The sequence below is a fragment of the Cycloclasticus zancles 78-ME genome (assembly GCF_000442595.1).
GTDB classification, from domain to species: domain Bacteria; phylum Pseudomonadota; class Gammaproteobacteria; order Methylococcales; family Cycloclasticaceae; genus Cycloclasticus; species Cycloclasticus pugetii.
This window is the reverse complement of the sequence record NC_021917.1, coordinates 2315448-2340502: the sequence shown is the minus strand read 5'-3', so window position 1 is coordinate 2340502 and position 25055 is coordinate 2315448. Positions and strand designations below refer to the sequence as shown.

The 25055-nt window shown below is 44.0% G+C and carries 23 protein-coding genes; 17 read left to right on the top strand and 6 right to left on the bottom strand.

The genetic code is table 11. The features are described from left to right. Positions 1–2: 2 nt before the first annotated feature. From CYCME_RS11210 to CYCME_RS11190, 5 genes are read right to left on the bottom strand one after another with little or no spacing between them, the layout of a single operon-like run. Positions 3–2357 (bottom strand): TonB-dependent receptor, encoded by a 2355-nt coding sequence (locus CYCME_RS11210; protein ID WP_020933084.1) that lies wholly within the window; start codon positions 2355–2357, stop codon positions 3–5. A gap of 10 nt (positions 2358–2367) precedes the next feature. Then, positions 2368–3195 carry an energy transducer TonB gene (locus CYCME_RS11205; protein WP_020933083.1) on the bottom strand — a complete coding sequence of 276 codons (828 nt, stop codon included), beginning with the start codon at positions 3193–3195 and terminating at the stop codon, positions 2368–2370. Next, the gene (locus CYCME_RS11200; protein WP_223253192.1) at positions 3196–3555 is read right to left on the bottom strand and encodes an ExbD/TolR family protein; all 360 of its coding nucleotides are present in this window, start codon (positions 3553–3555) and stop codon (positions 3196–3198) included. A gap of 46 nt (positions 3556–3601) precedes the next feature. Then, positions 3602–4015: an ExbD/TolR family protein gene (locus tag CYCME_RS11195; protein WP_015005161.1), complete on the bottom strand. Its 414-nt coding sequence runs from the start codon at positions 4013–4015 to the stop codon at positions 3602–3604. Further along, positions 4015–4665 (bottom strand): MotA/TolQ/ExbB proton channel family protein, encoded by a 651-nt coding sequence (locus tag CYCME_RS11190; RefSeq protein ID WP_015005162.1) that lies wholly within the window; start codon positions 4663–4665, stop codon positions 4015–4017. Before CYCME_RS11190 ends, CYCME_RS11195 begins: the two co-directional genes overlap by 1 nt. Positions 4666–4974: 309 nt before the next feature. On the opposite strand from CYCME_RS11190, the gene CYCME_RS11185 reads away from it, so the two are divergent. From CYCME_RS11185 to CYCME_RS11175, 3 genes are read left to right on the top strand one after another with little or no spacing between them, the layout of a single operon-like run. Beyond that, on the top strand, positions 4975–6387 hold the full coding sequence (locus tag CYCME_RS11185; RefSeq protein WP_015005163.1) for a cytochrome ubiquinol oxidase subunit I: 1413 nt from the start codon (positions 4975–4977) through the stop codon (positions 6385–6387). Beyond that, positions 6380–7399 (top strand): cytochrome d ubiquinol oxidase subunit II, encoded by a 1020-nt coding sequence (gene cydB, locus CYCME_RS11180; RefSeq protein ID WP_015005164.1) that lies wholly within the window; start codon positions 6380–6382, stop codon positions 7397–7399. The genes CYCME_RS11185 and cydB overlap by 8 nt, the downstream gene beginning before the upstream one ends. After that, complete coding sequence (locus CYCME_RS11175) at positions 7380–7970, top strand: Tll0287-like domain-containing protein (protein WP_015005165.1); 591 nt, start codon at positions 7380–7382, stop codon at positions 7968–7970. Before cydB ends, CYCME_RS11175 begins: the two co-directional genes overlap by 20 nt. A 136-nt stretch (positions 7971–8106) precedes the next feature. Here the strand turns inward: CYCME_RS11175 and CYCME_RS11170 are convergent, their stop codons facing one another. After that, positions 8107–9324, bottom strand: coding sequence for a DUF711 family protein (locus CYCME_RS11170; protein ID WP_015005167.1), 1218 nt, complete (start codon positions 9322–9324; stop codon positions 8107–8109). 588 nt (positions 9325–9912) lie between these two features. On the opposite strand from CYCME_RS11170, the gene mraZ reads away from it, so the two are divergent. Genes mraZ through CYCME_RS11100 form a run of 14 tightly spaced genes read left to right on the top strand, consistent with a single transcriptional unit; the run spans position 9913 to position 25053 of the window. Continuing rightward, positions 9913–10368: a division/cell wall cluster transcriptional repressor MraZ gene (gene mraZ / locus CYCME_RS11165; protein WP_015005168.1), complete on the top strand. Its 456-nt coding sequence runs from the start codon at positions 9913–9915 to the stop codon at positions 10366–10368. Further along, entirely contained in the window at positions 10368–11303 is a 936-nt protein-coding gene (rsmH, locus tag CYCME_RS11160) for a 16S rRNA (cytosine(1402)-N(4))-methyltransferase RsmH (protein WP_015005169.1), read from the top strand. Before mraZ ends, rsmH begins: the two co-directional genes overlap by 1 nt. Beyond that, on the top strand, positions 11303–11581 hold the full coding sequence (ftsL, locus tag CYCME_RS11155) for a cell division protein FtsL (protein ID WP_015005170.1): 279 nt from the start codon (positions 11303–11305) through the stop codon (positions 11579–11581). The genes rsmH and ftsL overlap by 1 nt, the downstream gene beginning before the upstream one ends. Continuing rightward, positions 11578–13317 carry a peptidoglycan D,D-transpeptidase FtsI family protein gene (locus CYCME_RS11150; protein WP_015005171.1) on the top strand — a complete coding sequence of 580 codons (1740 nt, stop codon included), beginning with the start codon at positions 11578–11580 and terminating at the stop codon, positions 13315–13317. The genes ftsL and CYCME_RS11150 overlap by 4 nt, the downstream gene beginning before the upstream one ends. Next, positions 13314–14867, top strand: coding sequence for a UDP-N-acetylmuramoyl-L-alanyl-D-glutamate--2,6-diaminopimelate ligase (locus tag CYCME_RS11145; protein WP_020933079.1), 1554 nt, complete (start codon positions 13314–13316; stop codon positions 14865–14867). Before CYCME_RS11150 ends, CYCME_RS11145 begins: the two co-directional genes overlap by 4 nt. After that, complete coding sequence (locus CYCME_RS11140; RefSeq protein WP_020933078.1) at positions 14855–16255, top strand: UDP-N-acetylmuramoyl-tripeptide--D-alanyl-D-alanine ligase; 1401 nt, start codon at positions 14855–14857, stop codon at positions 16253–16255. Before CYCME_RS11145 ends, CYCME_RS11140 begins: the two co-directional genes overlap by 13 nt. After that, a complete protein-coding gene (gene mraY, locus CYCME_RS11135) occupies positions 16246–17328 on the top strand; it encodes a phospho-N-acetylmuramoyl-pentapeptide-transferase (protein ID WP_015005174.1) in 1083 nt (360 codons plus the stop codon). Before CYCME_RS11140 ends, mraY begins: the two co-directional genes overlap by 10 nt. 11 nt (positions 17329–17339) lie before the next feature. Continuing rightward, positions 17340–18725 (top strand): UDP-N-acetylmuramoyl-L-alanine--D-glutamate ligase, encoded by a 1386-nt coding sequence (murD, locus tag CYCME_RS11130; protein ID WP_020933077.1) that lies wholly within the window; start codon positions 17340–17342, stop codon positions 18723–18725. Then, positions 18722–19918 (top strand): putative lipid II flippase FtsW, encoded by a 1197-nt coding sequence (gene ftsW / locus CYCME_RS11125; RefSeq protein WP_015005176.1) that lies wholly within the window; start codon positions 18722–18724, stop codon positions 19916–19918. Before murD ends, ftsW begins: the two co-directional genes overlap by 4 nt. Next, complete coding sequence (murG, locus tag CYCME_RS11120; RefSeq protein ID WP_020933076.1) at positions 19903–20964, top strand: undecaprenyldiphospho-muramoylpentapeptide beta-N-acetylglucosaminyltransferase; 1062 nt, start codon at positions 19903–19905, stop codon at positions 20962–20964. The genes ftsW and murG overlap by 16 nt, the downstream gene beginning before the upstream one ends. Further along, on the top strand, positions 20961–22415 hold the full coding sequence (gene murC, locus CYCME_RS11115; RefSeq protein WP_015005178.1) for a UDP-N-acetylmuramate--L-alanine ligase: 1455 nt from the start codon (positions 20961–20963) through the stop codon (positions 22413–22415). The genes murG and murC overlap by 4 nt, the downstream gene beginning before the upstream one ends. Before the next feature lie 12 nt (positions 22416–22427). Then, complete coding sequence (murB, locus tag CYCME_RS11110; RefSeq protein WP_015005179.1) at positions 22428–23330, top strand: UDP-N-acetylmuramate dehydrogenase; 903 nt, start codon at positions 22428–22430, stop codon at positions 23328–23330. Further along, the gene (locus tag CYCME_RS11105) at positions 23327–24265 is read left to right on the top strand and encodes a D-alanine--D-alanine ligase (RefSeq protein WP_015005180.1); all 939 of its coding nucleotides are present in this window, start codon (positions 23327–23329) and stop codon (positions 24263–24265) included. The genes murB and CYCME_RS11105 overlap by 4 nt, the downstream gene beginning before the upstream one ends. Then, the gene (locus CYCME_RS11100; RefSeq protein ID WP_015005181.1) at positions 24262–25053 is read left to right on the top strand and encodes a cell division protein FtsQ/DivIB; all 792 of its coding nucleotides are present in this window, start codon (positions 24262–24264) and stop codon (positions 25051–25053) included. The genes CYCME_RS11105 and CYCME_RS11100 overlap by 4 nt, the downstream gene beginning before the upstream one ends. Positions 25054–25055: the final 2 nt, after the last annotated feature.

Genomic DNA, 25055 nt, shown 5'->3' with positions numbered 1-25055 from the left:
GTCTAAAACTCATACGCTAAGGTGAGTTGGGCATTACGAGCATCGCCAATATAGGTGAAGCCACCATTTCGATAACCGGCTAAATAGTAGTCTTCGTCTGTAATATTGCTTATGTTCAAGCTCGCTTTAAGTTTTTTGTTAATGTCATAACTGGCAAAAATGTCATACACAGTATAGCTCGGTATTTCATAATCATCAGCTGGGCTATCGGGTTGCCCAACAAACATATTGCTGGAATACGTTGCAATACTACCAAAGGCAAACTTAGGTGTTGCTTGGTAACGCAACTGCAAGTAAACGCTATCATCTGCAAAGTTACTCAAGGGCTTGTTCTTATAATCGACAAGGTCGCCACCTCGGCCTATGGCCGAAGATTTTAAAATTTCAGACTCCATCATGGTTGCGCCAAACTGCACACTTAATGCCTTGGTAATATTACCTACGGCTGAAACTTCAATGCCTTCCACTTGGTTTTTACCCGTGTTTAAGGTGCCTATAGATGAGTATGCGTCGCCAACACTTTCCATTACATCATCTTTTACAGTTCGGAAAATAGCGGCAGTTAACAAGAGCTTGTTATTTAAAACGTTCCATTTTGTGCCCAGTTCAACACTTTTTGTTTTTTCTGGTTTGCTGTTTTCAACTTGCAGGTTGTCACTTCCGCAAAGCCCGCCATAACCACAATTACCGCCTAGATCAGATTCGCCACCGTTAATATTGCTAGAGGTACTGTAGGTTAGGTAAACATTGCCTTGCTTATTGATATTGTAAACAGTGCCAATATGTCCATTCCACAGGGTATCGGAATAAGAAAATTTAGTTGGAACAGTCGCGCCATAGCTCAGTACCGAGTTATCGTAATCAAAGCGGTCGGCTCGTATACCTAAAAACAGCGACCAATGATCATTAAAAGTAATGGTATCCATTGCCGATAATGATATGGTTTTTATGGAGTAATCGGAGTCTTTAGCTGCTTTGGTGATGTCACGCTCCAGTAAGCCATTAAGGTTATTGATCTCTTTGCCATTACCGTCCAAGATGCAATAATTTGGAGAACCGCCTCCTTGGCTTGCGACGATACAATTGGTTGCGCCATTATTAGTAACGTTATAAGTTCCATTAATGACGCCAATATCAGAGTATTCCGCACCAAAAACAAATTGATGCTTATTGCCCGCCAGTTCCCTATCCACAAACAGGTTAAATTGGTTTGCAAAATAGGTGACATCTTGCCAACCTTGGTGCGCTCTGCTTTCAATAGTAATGGTGGCTGCGCCCGGGGCAACGGGGTCACTAATATCCCTTGTTGCGCCAAAAGCGCCTGTTGTTACATAACCATTTTCGGTCGTGCCGTAACGGGTTGAGTTTTCTATTCTTAAGGCATCGTTAATTTCATAATTAAGACGGAAGGTTCCCACGTTAACGGTTGATTCTAGAAAGTCTTCGTCTTGTACGTACGATGGAATGTTATTGGCCACTTTAGAGTCGGTAATGTGGTAACTACCTAGGTCGGGTGAGTCTTCTGCATTTAAGTAGTAATAATCAGCCGTCAGTTTTAATTTATCAGTGGCCTGGTGGCTACCGGATAAGGCAAGACCTGTGCGCTCTTGGTCTGCAGGGTCGCGATCTGGAACATCTTTTTCGCTATATAATAGGTTAAGCCTTACTGCCGTATCATCATTAATTTTATGGTTGCTATCTAAGGTCAGCTCTCCAAAATTGTCTGTCCCTAAACCAGCTGATATTTTATTGAAGTCGTACTCTGTGCTGGCCTGTTTGGTTACCCCATTAATGGCGCCGCCTGTTGAGCCTCGGCCTGCAAAGGTGGAGCTGGGTCCTTTGGTAATTTCAACTTGTTCTAAGGCAAAGCTTTCACGAGTTGTCATTCCTGGGTCACGTAAACCATCCACAAAAACATCACTACGCGCTTCATGTCCTCGAATAATATAACGGTCACCAAAGGCATTGCCATTTTCACCAGTTCCTAAGGTAATACCGGGCTGGGCAGCTAAAATATCCCGTAAACCTGTTTTCCCCGAGTCTTGAATGGCTGTTTGTGTAATCACGCTGATTGTTTGAGGCGTATCGGCCAACTCTTTTACATGCCGACTATCGGCTGAAATTTTTGCTTTATACGGTGCAGATTTTTCTGTGTAAGGGTTGGTATCAATTGTTCGCTCTTCAATTTGTAATGCATCTAAAACAATAGCATCGCTTTCTTGTGCAATGGCGTTGTTTGCTGTGGCACCTAGCAGTACCGTTTGTACACAAATTGCTAGCGCTGTTTTGCGAAATGGAAATGCCGTTTTATTTCGCAACTTGAGTTTGGCCGATCTACTGCTTGCGGGGGATGTCATTATTTGCTCCTTAATAAGTTGAGTTGGTAATAAGTGAATATTCAAGGGGAATGATCAGGGTTAATTGATCACGTGGTATTGAATTTGGGATGGCGGGCATTGGGCTTGCCTTGTCTAGGATGTCTAAGGCTGCTTTATCCAGTAAGGGGTAGCCAGAGCTTTTATGAACACTAGCGGATAACAGCTGACCTTTTTTATTTATAGTGAATTTCAGCGTGACGACGCCTTCTTGTTTTTTCTTTTTTAAGGCGGCAGGGTAATTTTTATATTGGTTTAGCCAAGCGATTAAGCTTGAGAAATAATCCTTTTTACCTAAGCGGTTCCCTGAGTTTGCTTCTGCCCCTTTTCCGCTTGCGCGAACCAGTGCTTCGGACTTTGATTGCTCCTTGGTATTGCTCCTTGGTATTGCTAGTTTGTTCTTCTGGTTTTCTGTTACTTCAGAGTCTTCTGGTTCTGCTGTCTGTTTCAGCTGGGCTGGCTTTTTTTGTTCAGAGTGCTGTACTAATACGGCATTCTTTGTTGGCTTTTTTGTGGTTACGGCAGCCACAGTAGGCGCCAGTTTTTTAACCGGCTTATTGGTTTTTTTTGGTGCTTTAGTGACCGGTTTGCTTATAACCTTTTTTTCTGGCTTAGTTTTTTTCTCGGGTTTTGGCTTTTTTTCCTTTTCAACTTGATCTATATAAGAGCCTTGCATGCCCAAGCCAATTTGAATGCCGTTTTCGCCTAAGTCGCTAGCTCCACTTGGTTCTGGGGCAGGGCTTAACATATAGCCAGCTGCCGCCGCTAGATGCAGGGCAATGGAAACAAAAAAGGCTAAAGACCATTCTGAAATACGCATTTATTTGGCCGAAGAAGCTTGCGCATAAAGGGTTATTTTAAAAATACCTTTTTTGCGCAAAATGCTAAGTGTTTTATCAAGGTCAACGGCTTGAACACGTCTATCAGCTTCAAGCGCTAACAGCGTATTGGCTTCTATGAGAGAGTCTAAATGTAGGTCTAGCTTTTCAAGAGAGGTTTTAACGCCATTAAGGTAAAGCTCATTTTTATCAGTGAGTTGTAGAGTCACCGTTTTCTCGACAGCTTGAGCACCGTTTTCTGAAACAGGCAATTCAATACCTTGGTCTTGGATATCCCGCATATGCCCTGCAATCATAAAAAACACGAGCAGTAGAAAAACCATATTGATCATAGGGATCATATTGCTATCACCCTGTTGGCTACTTTTAGCTGATATTAGGCGCTGGTTAACCATTTTTATTTGCCGTTTGCTTAAGTGACTGACCGAGGGATAATGTCTGGAAGCCCAGTCTATTGAGTCGCTCCATTGCCGAAACTATTGATTGAACCTGTGTTTTGGCGTTAGGTAAGATGACCGTTGGTTTGTGAATATTGAGTGATTCTAAGAGGGCGGAATCTGTTAGTTGGAACGTTGATTCTTTACCAAGCAATGTTAGTGAACCATCTTCATGCAGCTCAATTAATTGAGGCTTTTCCAACGTAGTCTCGTGACTTGCAACGGGTGATTGCAAATCAAAACCATTATTTTTACTAAAGGATGAAGTCAACATAAAGAAAAACAATAAAATGAAAACCACATCAACTAGCGCTGTCAAACTGACCTGTTTCTTTGGCCGCGGGTTAATTAATAAGGGGTTCATTAAGCTTGGGCCACTTCACGTAACGGTTTAACCGATTTTCTTTCGGCTTGGATTGTAAAAACCCTATCCAAATCATCCTGAATGAGTATCGCCTGAACTTCGATTTTGCGCTCAAACCAGCTATGAATAATTGAAGTCGGAATAGCAACGGCAACACCCATTGCGGTGGTCATTAGAGCCATCCAGATGCCGCCAGAAAGGATGGCTGGGTTAACTTGGCTTCCCGCCGCTTCCATTGCTTTAAATGCTTCAACCATGCCTAAAACAGTGCCTAGCAGCCCTAATAAGGGAGCCAGTGAGGCAATAACTTCTAGAACGCGGAGGTACTTAGCAAGGTCGGCCAATACAAAGCGAGCCTTTCTTAAAATTTCGTTTTTTGCTTCTTCTGTAGACAGGACGCCGCTATCTAATAATTGAAGTGCTTGGGCAACCAGCGCTGACCTTAAATGACGCTGGCCATTAACCAGCACAATTGCTTGGGCAACTTTATTTTGTTTAAAGTTTGAGAGCGCTTCCCCAATAGAAGATTTTGCAGTATCCCTCAATTGCCAAAACTGCCAAATTTTTAACAGGGTGACCGTTAGCGAGACAACAGAAAAGACAATAAGTAACCAAACAACGGGACCGCTAGTTATTAATAAATGAGACATGAAAACACCTTAACCATAATGAATTTAAGTAATGATAATGTTAATGATAATCATTCTCATTACTTATTGTCAATAAGTCTGACAACTAAGTGCTTAAATTTGAACGAGCTGATCTATAGCAGCCTTGTTGCTATATGAAAGGTGATACGATAAGGCCGCAAACGTAAACGCTCATAACAATGAGGTAGCCGCATAAAGTTTTTAATGGCAGTAGAATGGGAACGACGTTGAAAAGCTTGGGGGTATTCTATAAATGTTGTTCAGCGTTTATTGCAACTGGTGACCGTGGAAAAATAGAGGATAAATATTATGTTAGCACTTGAGCTTGACCCTGTATTACTGGCGCGTATTCAATTCGCCTTCACGATTAGTTTTCACATTGTTTTTCCGGCATTCACGATTGGCTTGGCAAGTTGGCTTGCTGTTGTTGAGGGGCTGTATCTGAAAACAGGCAAAAATGTTTATAGAGAAATCTACAAAATGTGGATTAAGATTTTTGCGGTGTGCTTTGGGATGGGTGTTGTCTCGGGTGTTGTGATGTCCTATCAGTTTGGTACTAACTGGTCTGTTTTTTCCGATAAAGTTGGCAATGTTATTGGGCCGCTTCTAGGCTACGAAGTGCTAACAGCGTTCTTTTTGGAAGCATCTTTTCTTGGCATTATGCTTTTTGGTTGGGGCCGTGTGAGCAAGAAAATGCATTTTGTTTCCACCTTAATTGTAGCTTTTGGCACGCTTGTTTCCGCGTTTTGGATTTTGTCAGCCAATAGTTGGATGCAAACCCCTCAGGGTTTTGAAGTAAGGGCCGATGGTTTGCTGTATGCCACAAATTGGATGGAAGTTATTTTTAACCCATCTTTCCCTGTGCGTTTTCTTCATATGGTAACAGCAGCCTATCTGACAACCGCTTTTGTTGTAGGCGGGGTTGGAGCCTATTATTTATGGCGAAAAATCCATGTTGAACACGCTAAAGTGATGTTTTCTATGGCGATGCTGATGGCGGTGTTTGTTGCGCCAACCCAGTTGCTTATAGGCCATGCACATGGTGAAAACACAATGGAATATCAGCCTATCAAGGTGGCTGCGATGGAGGGAAACTGGGAGCGTGGCAGCAATAAACCGCTGTACCTTTTTGGCATACCGAATGAAGAAACCGAAAGTACAGATTATGGTATTACTATTCCTAACGGCGCTAGTTTGATCCTAACAGGTTCTGCAGAGGGGGTTGTGCCTGGGTTGAAAGAGGTCGCAAAAGAAGATCGCCCTCCGGTGGCTATTGTGTTTTGGTCTTTCCGCGTTATGGTTGGCTTGGGTGTGGCAATGATACTAACGGGTATTTTGGCTGCCATTTTATATTTCAGAAAACGCTTGTTTGATGTTAAGTCCTTTCAATTATGGTGCATGGCAATGATGCCAAGCGGGTTTATAGCATTGTTAGCTGGTTGGTTTGTAACGGAGGTAGGACGCCAACCCTTTACCGTATATGGTGTTGTGAGAACGGCGGAGAGTATTTCTCCAGTTATCGCAGAACAACTGGCCTTGAGCTTAGGTATTTTTGTTGTGGCTTATACGCTGATTTTTGGCACGGGTAGTTATTATATTTTGAAATTAATTGGCAAGGGGCCCAACCAAGATAAGTCGGGTAATGGCTATTATGAACACGGGCAAGAGGCGGTTGCACCTAATCTAGCCAGCAACATTGGAAAGGAGGGTAAAAATGTTTGATTTATCACCATGGCTAGACCTACCTTTAATATGGGGCGCTTTAATCGCAACAGCTGTTTTTATATATGTCTTGTTGGATGGCTTTGATTTGGGCTGTGGCATATTATTTCCATTTGCGCCTAGCGATAAATGCCGTAGCAAAATAATGAATTCGATCGCGCCGTTTTGGGATGGTAACGAAACGTGGCTTGTTCTTGGTGGGGGCGGTCTTTTTGCGGCTTTTCCAGTTGCGTATGCGATAGTGATGCCGGCACTTTATTTACCCGTTATTTTAATGCTGATAGGGCTCATTTTTCGTGGTGTCGCCTTTGAATTTCGTTTTAAAACGGAGGGAAGAGACCGCAAACTATGGGATGTGTCTTTCCACGTTGGCTCGTTATTGGCTGCGTTTATGCAGGGCGTAATTTTGGGTAATTTTGTACAAGGCTTTGAGGTTGTTGAGCGAGGTTTTGCCGGCGGTCCGCTTGACTGGGCTAATGGGTTTGCAGTAATAACAGGTATTTCGCTAGTGTTTGGCTATGCGCTGATTGGCGCAACATGGCTCATATGGAAATGTGAGGATGATACCCAGCGCTGGGCACGTGCTGTGGCGCGATATGTTATCGGCTTTGTAGCATTGGCAATGGGCTTGGTTAGTTTGTGTATGCCTTTTATTGACGAGCGCATTCTGGAATTGTGGTTTTCTGTGCCGAATCTGTTTTTTCTGGCACCGATTCCTATTATTACGCTTTGTGCGTTTGTAATGCTTTGGAAAGACTTACATAGCGAGCGCGAGGTTCGTCCATTTTTGCTCACCATGCTTATTTTCTTACTCGGTTATGTGGGGCTAGGCATCAGCTTGTTTCCATGGATTGTTCCGTTTAGTTTTACCCTTTGGGATGCGGCCGCTGCCTCAACATCGCAATCATTCTTATTAGTTGGAACCGCGGTGTTTTTGCCCATTATTTTAGTGTATACGGGATATAGTTATTACATATTTAGGGGTAAAGCTGATGATAAAGCCATGTATTAAAAGCGGGCTAATTGTTGCGTGTTTATTGTGTTATGCAGTCAGTTTTGCACAAGAGCCTGTCTTTTCTTATGTTGAGGAAGCAAGAGGCATTACCCAGCAATTTCAACAAACATTAAAGCAGGAATTACAGGCGGCGATTAAAACAGGTGGTTTAAAAAAAGCCGTCGATGTGTGTAGTCTTCGCGCACCTGAAATTGCAGAAAAAATGGCAGGCGAAACAGGCTGGACAATAGGGCGTACCTCTTTAAAAACACGTCATCAAAACAATAGGCCCACAGCGCAAGAAAAGGCGGTTTTAGACGAGTTTGTAAGCAGGAAAAGTGCGGGTGAAGACCTTGCAGAAATGGAATGGTGGCAACAGCAGGGCACAAGCATAATGTATATGAAGGCAATTCCAATGCAGGGCTTGTGTTTAAGTTGCCATGGCATAACGGTAGAGACCTCACTTAAAAACCATATCAAGGAGCTCTACCCTCGCGATACCGCGATGGGCTTTAAAATAGGTGAGATTCGCGGAGCATTTAGCTTGCAAAAATATATAGAGTTAGCTAATGGACAAATTGTTAAGTAAATATTTATCGCCTAAACAAAAACAATGGGCATGGTTTGTGATTCTTTGGTGCTTTGGTTTGTTCTGCGTTGTGAGTATGGGCGCGGTGATCAAATTTATTATGAACATTTAGTGTTATTTCATAACTTCAACATGTTTATAGGTCAAAAATACGTGTTGAAGAAAAGTAATCAAAGTTGAACTGAGTCAATTCACCTGCTTGTTGCCCAGGCACGGGTAATAAACGGACGGTTAAAGGTTTATTTAAGGACAGAGACAACATCGCTGTGTCTCGCATTAATCCCTCAATTTTTTTCTGAGGTGTATTGCCACTAACAGGGATGACATCCAAGCCGGTACCGCCAACAGCTGCGCAAGCCAATAGCGTTGCGATATTAAAATTCTCACTGATAGCGTTTTGTGCGAGCACTGCATCTTCTAGTGGCAAAAGCATGACCGCACAGTAGCCGGCGCGATTAAAGTTAGCGGCATCCAAGCTTTGTTTGATTAAACCAATGGCTGCCATTGTGCCGGGGCCACCAAAAGGTTCGTTTGTGAGCAGTTCCACAATACGACCAAAAGAACGAGGAATGCTTGGGTAGGGTGATGGCGTCATATCAATGCCGCGGTAGGGTATATTAGTGAGCGCGGCAGCTTCGGTTCCCAGCTTATCAAGCGTTGCTCCGAGGCGGTTAAACGTGGCTGTTAAGGACGGCTCTGCTAACCAGCGCTGTTCAGTATTATCAAAGGTTTCTAATAAGTCGACAAGGATATCTGCGGATTCGATAGCCATTGAAAAGGCGGTTGAGCTGTTTCCATCGTGCCAAGCGGCAGGAAAAAACGGGCTAAATGCTGGCATATTGGCGACCATGCAATAGCGTAAATTACCAAAACCGTCTTCTTTGATGGTTGAGTTATCCACCACGACTTGCGCTGCAGGTGGCAGGCAGTCTGTTTTGAGTCCATTTGCCTGATCGGCCAATTGTACGGAGGTAAATACCCAATCAGTTGCCTCAATGATGGCAGGGATTCCAGCCATAAGTTGTTTGAGTAAGCTGTTTTCAGTGCTTGCCTCGTCAGTGCTTAAGCTTGCTCCAAGTGTCCCTAGGGCTACATGTTTAAAGCCTGCTTGATTGGCAACTTGTTCGTACTGGCTGGCAAACAAGGCTAAATGCTCAGCGCTGGCGCCTTCGGGGAAAATTTTTTCGAGTGGTTGGCTGGCTAGGCGTAAACTTTGCACGGCAAAACCTGCGTCAGTAAATAACTTTTTAACCTGCAAGGCTTGTTTGCCGAGAGGTGCAATTTGTTGCTCCATCTGTTGTTTGTCGGTATTGATTGGCAGTTCAGTGAAAAAGGTAAGGGCGCGAATTTCCATCTGGTCTCCTGAGTAAAGCGTTGTGCAGCGATTAAATGTGTATTGGGAATCTTAATAGGTTGATAGTTAATATATCAGAACCGGTGAGTGCCAGTGCATAGCTAAAAAGAAACCCCTTCAGATGGTTTAGCAAATTTGTGTGTTTGCTGGCTGTTTTTAAGAGCGATGGGCTTGCAACGTGATGGTATCAATGGGTTTTAAAATGAAGGGGCTTTTTTTGTGAATGAGAACATGCGTTTTTGAAATTAAAACCAAACAATAATGTCATTATTATTCAATAGGTTACGTTTTTATGGCACTGCTTGCCGATCATCTGCTTGTTCCGCAATATTTCTTTATCAGAAGGGTTTAACAAAAGAATTTCTAGTATTTTCTTTAATAAAGCGATGCAAGCCAATGATTTTTATTGCCTTTATTGTTTATTTAAATGTGTTTTCCAATGGCCTCTATAAACCCTAGCTAAGTGTTTGTTCGTAAAGAAAGTATTTATGGAATGGGAAACTTGACAGAGTGGTATTTTCATCCTTATAGTGCAAAAAAGTGGGGTAAAGTGGTAGAAAAGGGAATAAATCAAATAAGGGGCCGGTTTTGTTTAGAGGGGTTAATAACGTGACGTTGGATGCAAAGGGGCGATTGTCTATCCCTACGCGTTATCGTGCGCAGTTGAAAACCTCTTGTGATGGGCAAATGATGATGACGGTTGATCGTGAACATAGTCTCTTATTATATCCCTTGCCGGTTTGGGAGGATATAGAACGAAAATTGATTAAATTGCCTACCCTAAATAAGCAAGCCAGACGTTTGCAGCGTTTATTAATTGGGCACGCAACCGAATGCGAATTGGATGGGCAGGGCCGAGTGCTTGTGTCGCCACCCCTACGAGAATTTGCTGGACTGGATAAGAAAACAGTCATGATAGGACAGGGAAACAAGTTCGAAATTTGGAATGAGCAGACATGGGTCACTAAGCGTGACATATGGTTTGAAGAGGAGAGTGCAGAAGACGGTGAGCTTTCACCTGAACTGGGAACCTTGTCGCTTTGATGTCTACTGGTGAATTACATAAGCCGGTTTTATTGGATGAAGCGATAGAGGGGCTGATACGACAAACTGATGGGGTTTATATCGATGGAACCTTTGGTCGTGGTGGTCATAGCGGGTCAATATTGCAGGTCTTGTCGCCTCAGGGGCGCTTATTGGCCATTGATAAGGATATGGATGCTGTGAACTCCCCCCAAGCACAAGCCTTATTAAAAGACGAACGATTTGAATTAGCGCACAGTAGTTTTGCACAGATGGAGCAATTGGCACAAGAACGGCATTGGGATGGCGCGGTTGATGGTATTTTGCTAGACCTTGGTGTGTCGTCCCCCCAGTTAGATGTTGCAGAACGTGGCTTTAGCTTTATGAAAGATGGGCCTTTAGATATGAGAATGGATTCAACGCAGGGCGAGTCAGCAGCGCAATGGCTTTCTCATGTTGAAGAAGGCGAGCTGGTCAAAGTGCTAAGGGTGTATGGTGAGGAAAAGTTTGCTCGTAAAATTGCAGCAGAAATTGTTCTTCAGCGCAAGGAAACGGCGATTGAAACAACGGCTCAATTAGCGGCATTAATTGCAAATGTTGTGAAAAGGCGAGAACCCGGCAAACATCCTGCAACAAGAAGCTTTCAAGCCATTCGAATTAAAATTAACAAAGAACTCGATGACCTTGAGCAGGCCTTGGCAAGCTCATTGAGTATGTTGAAACAAGGCGGCCGCTTAGCCGTTATTAGCTTTCATTCGTTAGAAGACAGAATTGTGAAACGGTTTATACGTGAGCAGTCGCGTGGAGAGATCGTTCCTCGCCATCTTCCAATGCCGTTAGATGCTAAAAAGCCGGTGTTAAAAGTGGTGGGTAAGGCAATTAAAGCGTCTGCGAATGAAGTAGCGGGTAATGTTCGAAGTCGCAGCGCTGTATTACGTATTGCAGAGAAATTGTAATGGCAGATCAAAGTCTAGCAGGTATTACAGTTATTTTATTGGTGTTGGTGATGGTGTCGGCATTGGCCGTTGTGTACGTGAAATATGATGCGCGTTTAATGTTTAATCAGCTACAAAAAGAATTACGAGAACAGGATAGGTTGGGCGTTGAATGGAATCGTTTGCAGTTAGAGCAAAACACTTGGTCATCAAATAACCGAATAGAAAAACTAGCTCGTACAAAGTTAAATTTACAGGCGCCTACGTCGGCACAAATTGTTTACGTAAAAGTTAAATGAAGTATTCACATCAACAATCTAATAACACTGTGCAGAAGGTTATTGTGCCTGAGTTGGCGGGGCGTCGCCGATTTATTCTGGCGTGTTTTATGTTGATGATGTGCGTGCTGATTTATCGGGCAATTGATTTACAAGTATTAAATAATAGTTATTTGCAAAAGCGCGGAGAAGCGGTTCATTTGCGTGACATCAAATTACCTGCTTATCGTGGAAAAATTACAGATGTAGGTGGGCACGCGTTGGCCATTAGTGCACCAGTGAGTTCTGTTTGGGTGAACCCGCAAGAGTTGGAGCTGGGCACTAAAAAGAAAGAGTTTGCAAAGCTGCTTGGTTTGAAGGTTAGCGCACTTGATAAGAAGCTTAAAAAAGTAGCCTCGAGGCGGTTTGTGTATTTGCGTCGCCATATGGATCCACAGGTGACGGCAATGATTGATCAGTTGCAATTACCAGGGGTGTATTTACAAAAGGAATATAGGCGCTATTACCCTGATGGCGAGGTGGCAGCACATCTTGTTGGCTTTACAAATATTGATGATGAAGGGCAAGAGGGCCTTGAATTAGCCTGGGATGAATCATTAAAAGGCTCAGCAGGTGCCGAGCGTGTGCTTCGTGATGGCAAACGCAGAATGGTAAAGCATGTTGATAACATACGCGCGCCTATTCCCGGTCAAGATATTCGGCTAACGATAGACCGGCGTTTGCAATATTTAGCATACCGAGAGTTAAAGGCGGCCGTCGCGCAGCAAAAGGCCACGTCTGGTTCATTAGTGTTGCTGAATGCTGAAACTGGCCAGTTGTTAGCAGTGGCAAACCAGCCTGCCTTTAATCCAAACGATCGTTCTAAGATTAAAGCGAGTCATGTTCGTAACAGAGCCTTTGTTGATTTGTTCGAACCCGGTTCAACAATGAAGCCCTTTACCGTTGCGGCAGGCATGGAATCGGGTGTCTTTGATGCTTCTACCGTGATTGATACCAACCCCGGTTATATGCGAGTGGGACGTAGTCAAGTGCGGGATCACCGTAATTACGGTGAAATAGATTTAGCAACGCTACTACTTAAGTCAAGTAATGTGGCGTCAGCCAAAATTGCCTTGGGCATTCCTGGCGAAAAGTTATGGGGTATGTTGAATAGTTTAGGGTTTGGTCAGTCAGCAGGTCTTGGTTTTCCGGGAGAAGCTCGTGGCAAACTAGTTGGCTATGAGCAGTGGCGGCCGATTGAAACGGCGACCTTGTCATTTGGTTATGGTTTGTCTACCTCAGCATTGCAATTAGCACGTGCTTATTCGGTTATTGCGAATGAAGGTGTTTTAGAGCCGATTTCGTTAGTGGTTGATGAAGCGGCTGCTGAAAGTGTACGGGTGATGAGTCCAACAGTTGCTAACAGTGTGCGGAATATGATGCGCGGTGTGGTTACTAAAGCGGGTACAGCGCCCAGAGCAAAGGTGTACGGTTACTCGGTTGCCGGTAAAACAGGCACTGTAAAAAAAGCGATCGCCGGTGGCTACGCAGAAGATAAATACTTAGGTGTGTTTGCAGGCATGGCGCCAGCTAGCGACCCAAAATTAGTAATGGTTGTGGTGATAGATGAGCCAAAAGCAGGCGATTACTATGGTGGTTTAGTGGCCGCACCAGTATTTTCCAGAGTGATGTCTGGGGCGTTACGCTTAATGAATATTGCACCGGACAACCTCGATAAGGCAACCGTGTTTGCATCACTTGAAAGAGGTATTCAATGATGCCAGCTAAGCAAAATTCTTCGTTGCTGCCTTTGCAAACCGTGTTGGACGGCTTGTTGGAGGTTGACTCAGACTTACGTATTGCAAATTTGAGTGTAGATGCGCGCAATATTCAAAAAGATGACGTATTTATAGCAGTCGCTGGTTCACAACAGCATGGCCTTATGTACGCAGAACAAGCGATACAAGCTGGCGCAGTTGCGATTATTTATGACCCTGAAGCAGGGGGTGAATTTTTAGCCGAGAAAGTAAAAAAAGCACATAGCATTTCCCTCTTTAAGCTTGCCAACCTTGGTGAGCATATCAGCATCATGGCTGCGCGTTTATATCAATTTCCATCGAAGGAGTTATCTGTGGTCGGGATTACTGGCACCAATGGTAAAACCTCGGTGAGCCACTTTATTGCTCAGGCATTAAATGTACAGACAAATTCATCCGCTATCATCGGTACCTTAGGCTGGGGACAGGTTGATGATTTAAAGAAAACGATCAATACCACTCCAGATGCAGTGAGTGTTCAGCGGCAACTGGCGACTTTACGCGACGAAGGCATTGCAACCGTTGCGATGGAAGTTTCTTCGCATGGTTTAGATCAAGGGCGGGTTAAGGCGGTTGCGTTTAAGGGCGCTGTGTTCACAAATTTAACACATGACCATTTGGATTATCATCAAACCCTTGAGGCTTATGGTGATGCTAAATTAACCTTATTCAAATGTCCTTCATTAAGCTTTGTTGTTCTAAATCGGGATGATGCCTTTAGTGAGCGGATTAAAAACGCACTGTCATCAAGCGTTAAAGTGTATTCATTCTCAAGGTCGAGCTGCTATTCAACAGTTGAAAACTGTTTGTTTATCTCTAATGAACGATTGCTAGCAACGGGTTTATCATTCGAGTTGTCTTTTAATGGGTGTACTGTTCAAGTTCACTCTGAACTGTTTGGTGCTTTCAATATTGATAACCTTGTTGCAAGCACTGCTGTGTTAATAGCAATGGGTGATGAATTGAGTGTCGCCGTTGCTAAGGTTGAAAAGGTGAAGGCCGTTGAAGGGCGTATGCAACGGGTTTTAGTTGAAGGGGCTAAGCCCGAAGTGGTGGTTGATTATGCGCATACACCAGATGCCTTAAGGCTTGCTTTGCAAAGCTTGCGTCAGCACTGCAAAGGAACCTTAAGATTGGTTTTTGGCTGTGGCGGTAATCGGGATGAAGCAAAGCGTCCACTAATGGGGGCCATAGCGGATGAGTTAGCCGATAGTATTGTTATTACAAATGACAACCCACGTTTTGAATCAGCTGAAGCGATCGCTGAGCAGATTAAAGCAGGCATTAGTCATGTGGCTAAGCTGACCGTTACGCTTGATCGTGGGCAGGCAATACAGCAAACCATTGCAAGTGCCGCTAAAAACGACATTATTTTAGTGGCCGGTAAAGGGCACGAAGAATACCAACAGATACAGAATGAAAAAATAGCTTTTAGCGATGTTGCACAGGTAAAAGATGCATTAAATGCAAGCGTGTTGAGCGAAGAGGGAGGTCACGGATGCAAACCATGAGCCTTCAGCAAGCAGCGGTTATCACTAAAGGGCACCTTGTGGGTGAAAACGTGAGCTTTAATGCCATTAGTACAGACACAAGAAAGATCCAACAGGGTGATCTTTTTGTTGCCTTACAAGGTGAAAATTTTGACGCAAATGATTTTGTAGAACAGGCCAATAAGAACGGTGCAGTGGCGGCGATTGTTAGTGCTGAGATAAGTGTTGATATGCCATATGTGAGAGTAGATGACACTTTATTAGCTTTAACGCAGATCGCAAAAGAACAACGTAAGGCGCTGGATATCCCCTTGGTCGCTATTACGGGCAGTAATGGCAAAACCAGTGTAAAAGAAATGTTAGCAAGCATTTTAAGCGGTTCGAATAAAGTGCTAGCAACAGAAGGTAATCTGAATAATCAAATAGGCGTGCCGCTTACTTTATTAAGGCTAACCGACGAACATGATGTTGCAGTGATTGAAATGGGCGCAAGTCATTCAGGTGATATTGCGCATCTATGTGATATTGCAGCACCAACCGTGGCGATTTTAAATAATGTTGGCTCAGCGCACTTAGAGGGGTTTGGCAGTATTCAGGGTGTTGCCAACGCGAAAGGTGAAATTGTTTCAGGAGTTAGTGAAACAGGGACGGCGATTCTTAATCAAGAAGAGCCTTGGTTAGACCAATGGCTGGCGTTACTTGGAAATAGACGTGTTATTCGTTTCGGCTGGTCTGATAATGCCGATGTGTGGGCAGATATTGAATCGGTACAAACGGGTATTTTTAACGGTCAATTTAAAACGACTTTTGTTCTGCATTATCAGCAAGAACAGGTCGAAATTCAGCTGAACCTTATCGGTACGCATAATGTTCTAAATGCACTTGCGGCGGCCAGTGCAGCCATCAGTTTAGGCGAGTCGCTCACTGATATTAAAGAAGGGTTAGAACGACTGATGGTGGTAAAAGGTCGGATGCAATCATTAAAAGGCGTTAATAACAGTGTTGTTATTAATGATTGCTACAACGCAAACCCTAAGTCATTTGAAGCAGCCATGGCCTGTTTAAAAAATATACAGCAACCTGTGTGGTTAGTGCTGGGTGATTTTGCAGAGCTTGGGACTGAGAGTATGCAGATTCATCGGCAGTTAGGTGCAGACATTGAAACCAGTCATATAGAGCGTTTTTATGCTGTCGGCGAGCAGATGAAAGTGGCGGTGAATGAGTTTAATAAGCACAGTAAGTCGCCAAATCGGCAGGCGGTTCACTTTTCTACTAAAGACGCGTTGGCAGTGCACTTAGAGCATGAGCTGAGTGCGGATACAGTGATTTTGCTAAAAGGCTCTCGTTCACAGGGTTTAGAAACTATTGTTGAAAAAATAACACTTAAAGAGGACAGCGTATGTTGTTAATGATTGCAGACTGGCTGTCTGAATACCACAGTGGTTTTAGAGTGTTTCACTATCTGACGATGCGTTCGATTTTAGGCACGTTAACGGCGTTGTTTATCGCCTTTCTTGTTGGACCAACCATGATTCGTAGGTTGACGTTTCATAAGATAGGTCAGGCGGTACGTGATGATGGTCCGGAAACACATTTTAAAAAAGCGGGCACGCCAACAATGGGCGGGACGTTAATTTTAGTAGCCGTTGGTTTGAGTACCTTGTTGTGGGCTGATCTTTCCAATCGATATGTTTGGGTCGTGTTGCTGGTTACCCTGTTAACAGGGGTAATAGGCTTTATTGATGATTATAAAAAAGTAGCCTTGCAAGACCCCAAAGGCTTGTCGGCGGGTAAGAAATATTTAGGTCAGTCAGTGATTGCCTTATCGGCGGCGTTATTTTTGTATTACACAGCGGTATCGCCCATTGAAACGACACTGTTCGTACCATTTTTTAAAGATGTAAGCCTTCAACTAGGCTGGTTCTTTGTTCCGTTGACTTATTTTGTGATCGTTGGCACCAGTAATGCGGTTAATTTAACCGATGGTTTGGATGGCCTAGCGATCATGCCGACAGTCTTAGTCGCAGGTGCGTTGGGTATTTTTGCGTATTTATCTGGGAATGCACAATTTGCTCAATATTTGGCGATTCCTAGCTTACAAGGAACGGGTGAGCTGGTTGTGTTCTGTGGGGCGATAGTGGGTGCAGGTATGGGCTTCCTATGGTTTAACGCTTACCCCGCAATGGTTTTTATGGGAGATGTGGGTGCGCTGGCGTTAGGGGCTGCCTTGGGGGTTTTAGCTGTCTTAGTACGCCAAGAATTGGTGTTAATCATCATGGGCGGTGTGTTTGTGATGGAAACGGTTTCGGTCATCTTGCAAGTGGCCTCGTTTAAATTAACCGGTAAGCGCATTTTTAGAATGGCGCCTATCCATCATCATTTCGAGTTAAAAGGCTGGCCAGAGCCAAGAATTATTGTTCGTTTTTGGATTATCACCGTTATTTTGGTGTTAATCGGGTTGTCTACGTTAAAACTAAGATAATGGAAGCACTGATGCAAAATGATTTTCACTATCAACGTTTAGGTTTAGCCCGTTTGGGCTTGGATCAAGATGGCGTGCGTGTACTTGTTGTGGGTCTGGGCGTGACCGGTTTATCGGTGATTAGATTCCTGCAACAAAATCATATTGAAGTGGCTGTGGTTGATAGCCGTGAAACTCCGCCTGGTTTAGATGTGGTTGAAGAATCATTTCGAGATATTGCTGTGTTTACTGGCGGTTTTGATCATGATTTTTTTGAAGCAGCGACGCATATTATTGTGAGTCCTGGGGTGACGTTGGAGGAGCAAGAAATTCAAGCAGCATCAGAACGTGGTGTGCCTGTGTTTGGTGATATAGACCTTTTCGCGGTGTGTGTAGATGCGCCTGTTGTAGGTATTACTGGTTCAAATGGAAAAAGTACCGTGACAACCTTATTGGGCCAGATGGCTGAAAAAGCTCAATGGGATGTTCGAGTCGGTGGAAACCTAGGGACACCGGCTTTAGATTTGTTAACCGAGAAAACGGCCGACTTGTATGTTTTAGAACTATCTAGTTTTCAGCTTGAAAGAACCTCTCAGCTTAAAGCTGATGTGGCGGCGCTGCTGAACATTAGTGATGACCATATGGATCGTTATCGCAGCGTGGTTGCTTATTGTGATGCGAAACAACGAATCTTTTTTGGTGAGGGCGTAGCGGTTTTTAACCGTCAAGACGAGATGGTTAACGCATTGGCATTACCATCGGAACGTCAAGGTGTTTCATTTGGCTTGGATCAGCCTAATGGTGATCATTATGGTCTGCTATCGGTGGACGGCGGAGAATGGTTGTCAAAAGGTAGTGAGCCTATTTTGCAAGTTGCTGAGTTAAAAATTAAAGGCACACATAATATTCAAAATGCTCTAGCTGCGATGGCGATGGCCGATGCGCTAAAGATTCCAGTAGCGGCTCAACAAATAGCATTAAGAGAGTTTTCAGGCCTTAGTCATCGAACGCAATGGGTGACTGAGTTAAAGGGTGTTACATGGATAAATGATTCTAAAGCCACCAACCCAGGAGCCTGTTTAGCGGCGCTAAATGGTTTGCCTGCTCCAATTATTCTAATTGCTGGCGGTGATGGAAAAGGCGCTGACTTTAGTTTGTTGAAGCAGAGTATTCAGTCAAATGTTTCATTGGTTATATTGCTTGGGCGTGATGCTAAAAGGTTTCAGCAAGAAGCGGTTGGGTCAATACCTTGTGAATTGGTTGCTAATATCGAAAAAGCCGTTCAACTAGCCGCTGAGCATGCAGTATCTGGAGACACAGTATTATTGTCGCCTGCTTGTGCATCGCTGGACCAATTTGCAAGTTATCAGCAACGTGGTGAGCATTTTATGACGGCTGTGGAGGCGTTAGAACGATGAGTGCTGCGATGTTAAGCGTAGGAGATTCTTCACGAGTGGCAAGACGCGGCCGTTACTATTTAGATGGCTGGATGTTATTTGCGGCGATAAGTTTGCTTTGCATTGGTTATGTGATGGTGGTGTCGGCTTCATTACACATTGGCGAAAGAGTGTTCGACAATATTTGGCATTACCCTGCACGTCAGGCGGCACATATTGTTGTGGGTTTGATCTTGGCGTTTGTCATGGCTAATGTTCCATTATCGGCATGGGAGCAAAGTGGGCCTAACCTAATTTTGGTAGCGATCGCCCTACTGGTCTTGGTGTTTATTCCGGGTATCGGCGTGAAGGTAAATGGTAGTTACCGCTGGATTAATTTGGGCGTAGCTCGGCTTCAAGTCTCAGAAATTGTAAAGCTTGTTTGTATTGTTTATATGGCAGGTTTTTTAACGCGTCATGTTCATGTTGTCCGCGAGTCTATCAAAGGGGTAATACGCCCTATGCTACCGCTAGGTGTGGTGTTCGGTTTGTTGTTGGCTGAGCCTGATTTTGGTGCAACTTTTGTTATTGGCTTTAGTGTGATGTGCATGATGTTTTTAGGGGGTGCACGTCTTATAGAGTTTTTGACCCTTGTGTTGATGGGAGTTGTATTAGGTGTACTAGCGATTGCTTCTTCAACTTACAGAATGGAACGAGTGACAGCTTTCATGGATCCTTGGGCAGATCACCTAGGTTCGGGGTTTCAGCTGGTTCAATCGCTTATTGCAATGGGCCGTGGTGAATGGTTTGGGGTAGGGCTAGGTAGTAGTATCCAAAAGTTGTTTTATTTACCAGAAGCGCATACCGATTTTATTTTTGCGGTTCTCAGTGAAGAATTGGGTTTTATAGGGTCTAGTGTAGTGATTTTGTTATTTGGTTTATTGCTATGGCGTGCTTTTCAAATAGGTAAGGCCGCAGAGCGATTAAACCTAAGATTTTATTCATTATTAGCTTACGGTTTAGGTGTCTGGATTGGCCTGCAATCGTTTGTAAATATTGCTGTAAATATGGGTGTGTTACCGACGAAAGGGTTAACCTTGCCTTTAATGAGCTATGGTGGAAGTAGCATGATTGTAATGTGCATGGTCGTGGGTTTGTTGTGCCGTATTTACCATGAAACGCAACAACAGTACATGTCTCAATTGAAAGGAGGCGCGGCATGGCATTACGCATAATGATTATGGCGGGTGGCACAGGTGGGCACGTCTTTCCAGCCTTGGCTGTGGCAGATTACTTACAGAATGCTGGACACATGGTTAGCTGGTTAGGCACCAAAAAGGGCATTGAAGCAACAGTAGTGCCGGAAGCCGGTATTGAAATTGACTGGTTAAGCGTATCCGGTTTGCGAGGCAAAGGTCTGCTGAGCTTATTGCTAGCGCCAATAATGTTGTTAAAAGCCTGCTATCAGGCCGCTAACATCATTCGTCGTCGTCAACCCGATGTGATATTAGGGCTGGGTGGTTTTGCCTCAGGCCCTGGTGGTTTGATGGCTTGGTTACACAAAACGCCGCTGGTTATACATGAACAAAACCGGGTGCCAGGTACAACAAATCGTTTGTTAAAAAAGTTGGCTAAGCGGGTATTAGAAGCCTTTCCAAATAGTTTTGATGAACAGACAGGCGCTATCTTTACAGGTAACCCAGTTAGAAAAGAGTTGTTAGGCGGCTCGGTGGGTGAGCCAAAGAAAAACACAAATATTTTAGTCGTTGGTGGCAGCTTGGGTGCATCGGTATTGAATGAGGTGGTGCCTGAGGCATTACAAAGCCTACAGGCTAGTTTAAGCGTTAACGTTATTCATCAGGCAGGCAAAGCGACCATACAGATTGCTAGAGAAAAATATAGTGAGGCGGGTGTTGCAGCAGATATTCGAGAGTTTATTGCGGATATGAAGCAAGTATATCAATGGGCTGATATTGTGATTTGTAGGGCAGGAGCAATGACCATTTCTGAGTTAGCAATAATGGGCTTACCTTCCATTCTTGTGCCACTGCCGCATGCCATAGATGATCATCAAACTAAAAATGCAGCCTACTTAGCAGATGCAGAGGCGGCTGTGTTGATGCCGCAGGCGACACTGACATCACAGAACCTGTCAGAAACATTAAAGGCCTTGCTTACTAATGAAAATCAATTATCAGATATGCGTAAAAAAGCACGGTCGTTAGCAAAACCAGAGGCAACAGAATTAGTTGCTAATGCTTGTTTGGAGGTGGCTTTATGATGCCCAATACGCATAAACATTATTCAGCGCACTTAGGTTTTGGCAAACTTAAGCGTATTCATTTTATCGGCATTGGTGGTGCGGGAATGAGTGGCATAGCCGAAGTGTTGATCAACCTTGGCTATGAGGTATCAGGGTCAGATATTCGTAATAGTAAAGTAACTGAGCGATTAGCGAACCAAGGTGCGACCATTTACATCGGGCACATGGCCGAGAATGTAGACGATTGCGATGTAGTGGTAACCTCAACAGCGGTTCAAAAAGACAATGCAGAAGTTGTTGCTGCGAAAGAGCAACGTGTGCCGGTTATTCCGCGCGCTGAAATGCTTGCGGAATTGATGCGGTTTAGGTTTGGTATTGCAATTGCCGGTACGCATGGAAAAACCACAACAACTAGTCTATTGGCAGTGCTGATGACAGAGGGGCAACTGGACCCTACCTTTGTGATTGGTGGTTTGTTAAACAGTGCAGGGTCAAATGCAAAACTGGGTGAAAGCCATTACTTGGTTGCAGAAGCAGATGAAAGTGATGCGTCATTTTTACACCTTCAACCCATGATTGCAGTGGTCACCAATATTGATGAAGACCATATGAGTACATACGGTGGCGATTTTCAGCAAGTGAAAGATGCCTTTCAGTCGTTTTTACATCAATTGCCATTTTATGGTTTAGCGGTGATGTGTGTTGATGATGAGAATATACGCGAATTGGCGCCATCGATTGGCAAACCTATTTTGAGTTATGGCATTGATCAAGCGGCAGATTTTCAGGCGTTGAATGTAAAACAAGAAGGCTTTCGAACACATTTTAATTTAAAGCGTTTGGGTAATAAGGGGCAGTTACCGTTAACCTTGAATATGCCGGGTAAACATAATGTTTTAAATGCTCTGGCGGCAATTGCAGTGGCCAGTGAGTTGGGCGTATCTGATGAGGCGATTGCATCTGGCCTGAATCACTTTAAGGGTGTTGGACGACGCTTCCAAGTGAATGGCGAAATAAAGCGAGAAGGTGGTTCAGCTTTATTGGTTGATGACTATGGGCATCACCCTCGTGAAGTTATCGCCACCATTAAAGCTGTGCGTGAAGGCTGGTCAGACAAGCGCTTGGTTTTGGTTTTTCAACCACACCGTTACTCTAGAACACACGATATGTTTGAAGATTTTGTCGATGTGTTAAATGAGGTGGATGTATTGGTATTACTTGACGTGTTTGCTGCTGGTGAAAAACCAATTGCTGGTTCTGATGGGGCAGCCTTGAGTAAGGCCATTCGGCAACGAGGAAAAATTATTCCTGTATTCGTCAAGGATATTCAGCAACTCCCCGATGTTTTAGATGGCGTTTTATTAGCCAATGACATTGTGGTGACTTCTGGGGCCGGAGATATTGGTGCCGCATCTGCAAAGTTAGAAAAACAGTTAAATACTCTAAGCGACCTTGGGCAAACGACCTAGGGGCTTATGCATATGATGATGAAAAATACTCACCAATTAACAGGATGCTTGATGGAGAAGGAGCCCTTGGCTCGTTATACATCATGGCGTGTGGGTGGTATTGCAGATCGGTTATATAAACCAGCAGGTATAGAGGACGCACAACAATATTTGAAGTCGCTACCAGCTGGCGAGCCAGTACTTTGGTTGGGTTTGGGTAGTAATGTATTAATTCGTGATGGTGGCGTGCGCGGCTCAGTCATTTATACACGAGGTTGTTTAAAACAGATGGAACAATTGGCTGACGGAATGCTTAAAGTTGAAGCAGGTGTGCCGTGTGCTTTGGTGGCTAAACTAGCTGCAGAAAAAGGCTTGTCTGGGGCGGAGTTTTTAGCCGGTATTCCCGGCACAATGGGTGGTGCGTTAGCTATGAATGCTGGTGCATTTGGTGGTGAAACATGGGCGTTAGTTAGTAAGGTTGTTTTGTTGAATCGGCACGGGGATTTAATAGTACGCGATGCGGATGATTTTGACGTGGGCTATCGCTCAGTATCACTGGCTGATGATGAGTGGTTTGTAGCGTGTTATTTAGATATTCCTCAAGGTGGCAATAAAGAAAGTCGTGAAAAAATACGTCAGTTATTGGCTAAACGTTCACAAACACAACCTACAAATGTTCCTAGCGGTGGATCTGTTTTCAAAAACCCTGAAGGAGACCATGCGGCGCATTTAGTTGAAATAACAGGCTTGAAAGGTTATCGAATTGGCGGTGCGCAAGTATCAGAGAAACATTCGAACTTTATATTAAATACAGGTCATGCCACGGCTAAGGACATTGAACGTCTCATTGAATATGTCAAAGGTCAGGTGCATAAAAATCAGGGTGTTTTGCTTGAAACAGAAGTTCGTATTATCGGTGAGGAAAAGGCGCAATGAGCACTATTCAATCCGCTAAATCTTTTGGCAAGGTTGCTGTGGCAATGGGTGGGCATGCTGCTGAGCGTGACATTTCATTATTAAGTGGTGAGGCCGTTTTGTCGGCCCTTAAATCACAGGGGGTTGATGCGATTAAGTTTGATACGGCAGCCTCTGACATCATGGAGTTAAAAGAAAAAGGTATAGACCGTGTTTTTAATATTATGCACGGGCGTGGTGGAGAAGATGGCCAATTGCAAGGTGCTTTAGAACTAATTGGCATTCCCTACACAGGGAGTGGTGTATTGGGGTCTGCATTGGGCATGGATAAGTTAAGAACAAAAAACTGTTGGCTGGGTGCTGGGCTTCCAACACCAAAATGGATGGTGCTAGAAAAAGAATCCGATATAGATGCATGCGTAGTTGCGCTAGGTTTTCCAGTCATGGTTAAACCAGCGCTAGAAGGCTCTAGTTTGGGGATGGCAAAAGCAAATACCATAGAGCAGCTTCGTGAAGCGTATAAAAAAGCAATGAAATTTACCTGTGATGTTATGGCAGAGCAGTGGGTTGAAGGAGCAGAGTACACCGTGGCTGTACTAGCAGATAAAGCGTTGCCAGTGATTAGATTGGAAACCCCTAATGAGTTTTATGATTACGAAGCGAAATATCAGGCAGAAACAACTCAATACCATTGCCCCTGTGGGCTAACTGCTGAACAAGAACAAGCCTTACAACACTTATCGATTAAAGCCTTTAAGTTGTTGGCTGGTGAAGGTTGGGGGCGCGTTGATTTAATGTTAGATGCACAAGGTAAGCCGCAGTTATTAGAAATAAATACGGTACCTGGAATGACCGACCACAGCTTAGTCCCAATGGCCGCAAAACAGGCAGGTATTGATTTTAATACATTAGTTTGGCAGATATTGGAAACCAGCTTTGCGAAGGAGGGGGCATGAAGAGTGTGATGATTGATTTGCTTCAGCAAAATGAAGTGTTGGTTAAAAAGAGCGTTCTTTCTCTAATAGTAGCGATTGTTGTATGGCAGTTCGTTAGCTGGTTAATGCAACCAAGCACGATGCCCATTAAACAGGTGCGTATCGGTGGTGAATTAAATTATGTGACAGCTGAGGATATTTCAACATCGTTATCAGCATTAGTTGATACCGGGTATTTCGCGATGAATAGCAGTGAAATTGTTAAACACGCGACGGCCTTACCCTGGGTGAATAAAGCAACAATTAGGCGTGTGTGGCCAGATACTATTGTACTGACCTTGGTGGAACAAAAGCCTGCTGCGATTTGGAATAAAACGGCCTTGCTGAATACACAGGGCGAGGTATTTAAACCGGTATTTGATAAAAGCTTAGAAACATTGCCAAGTTTATCAGGCGTGGAGACGAGTAGTCAGGCGATACTTGAAGAATATAGAAAAGTTAATAACGCAATAAAAAGCACGGGTATTCAAGTCAGCAAATTGAGTTTAGCAGAGCACGGTAGTTGGTCGGCAGTAATGAGCAATGGCATAAAAGTAAGTGTGGGTCATCAGTCGCCTGAACAGGCAATTGGTAAATCATTAAGGTTATTGGCATCGCTGGAAGGCAGTTTGATAGATCAGCTTGCGAAGGTGGATTTGCGTTACCCAAATGGGGTGTCCGTACAGTGGAAAGACGGTTATAAATTTGCTGACCGGGTTGAGCAAATAGCCGCATTTAAATTGAAAAAGGATCAGCCAGTTAAAGGCTAAGA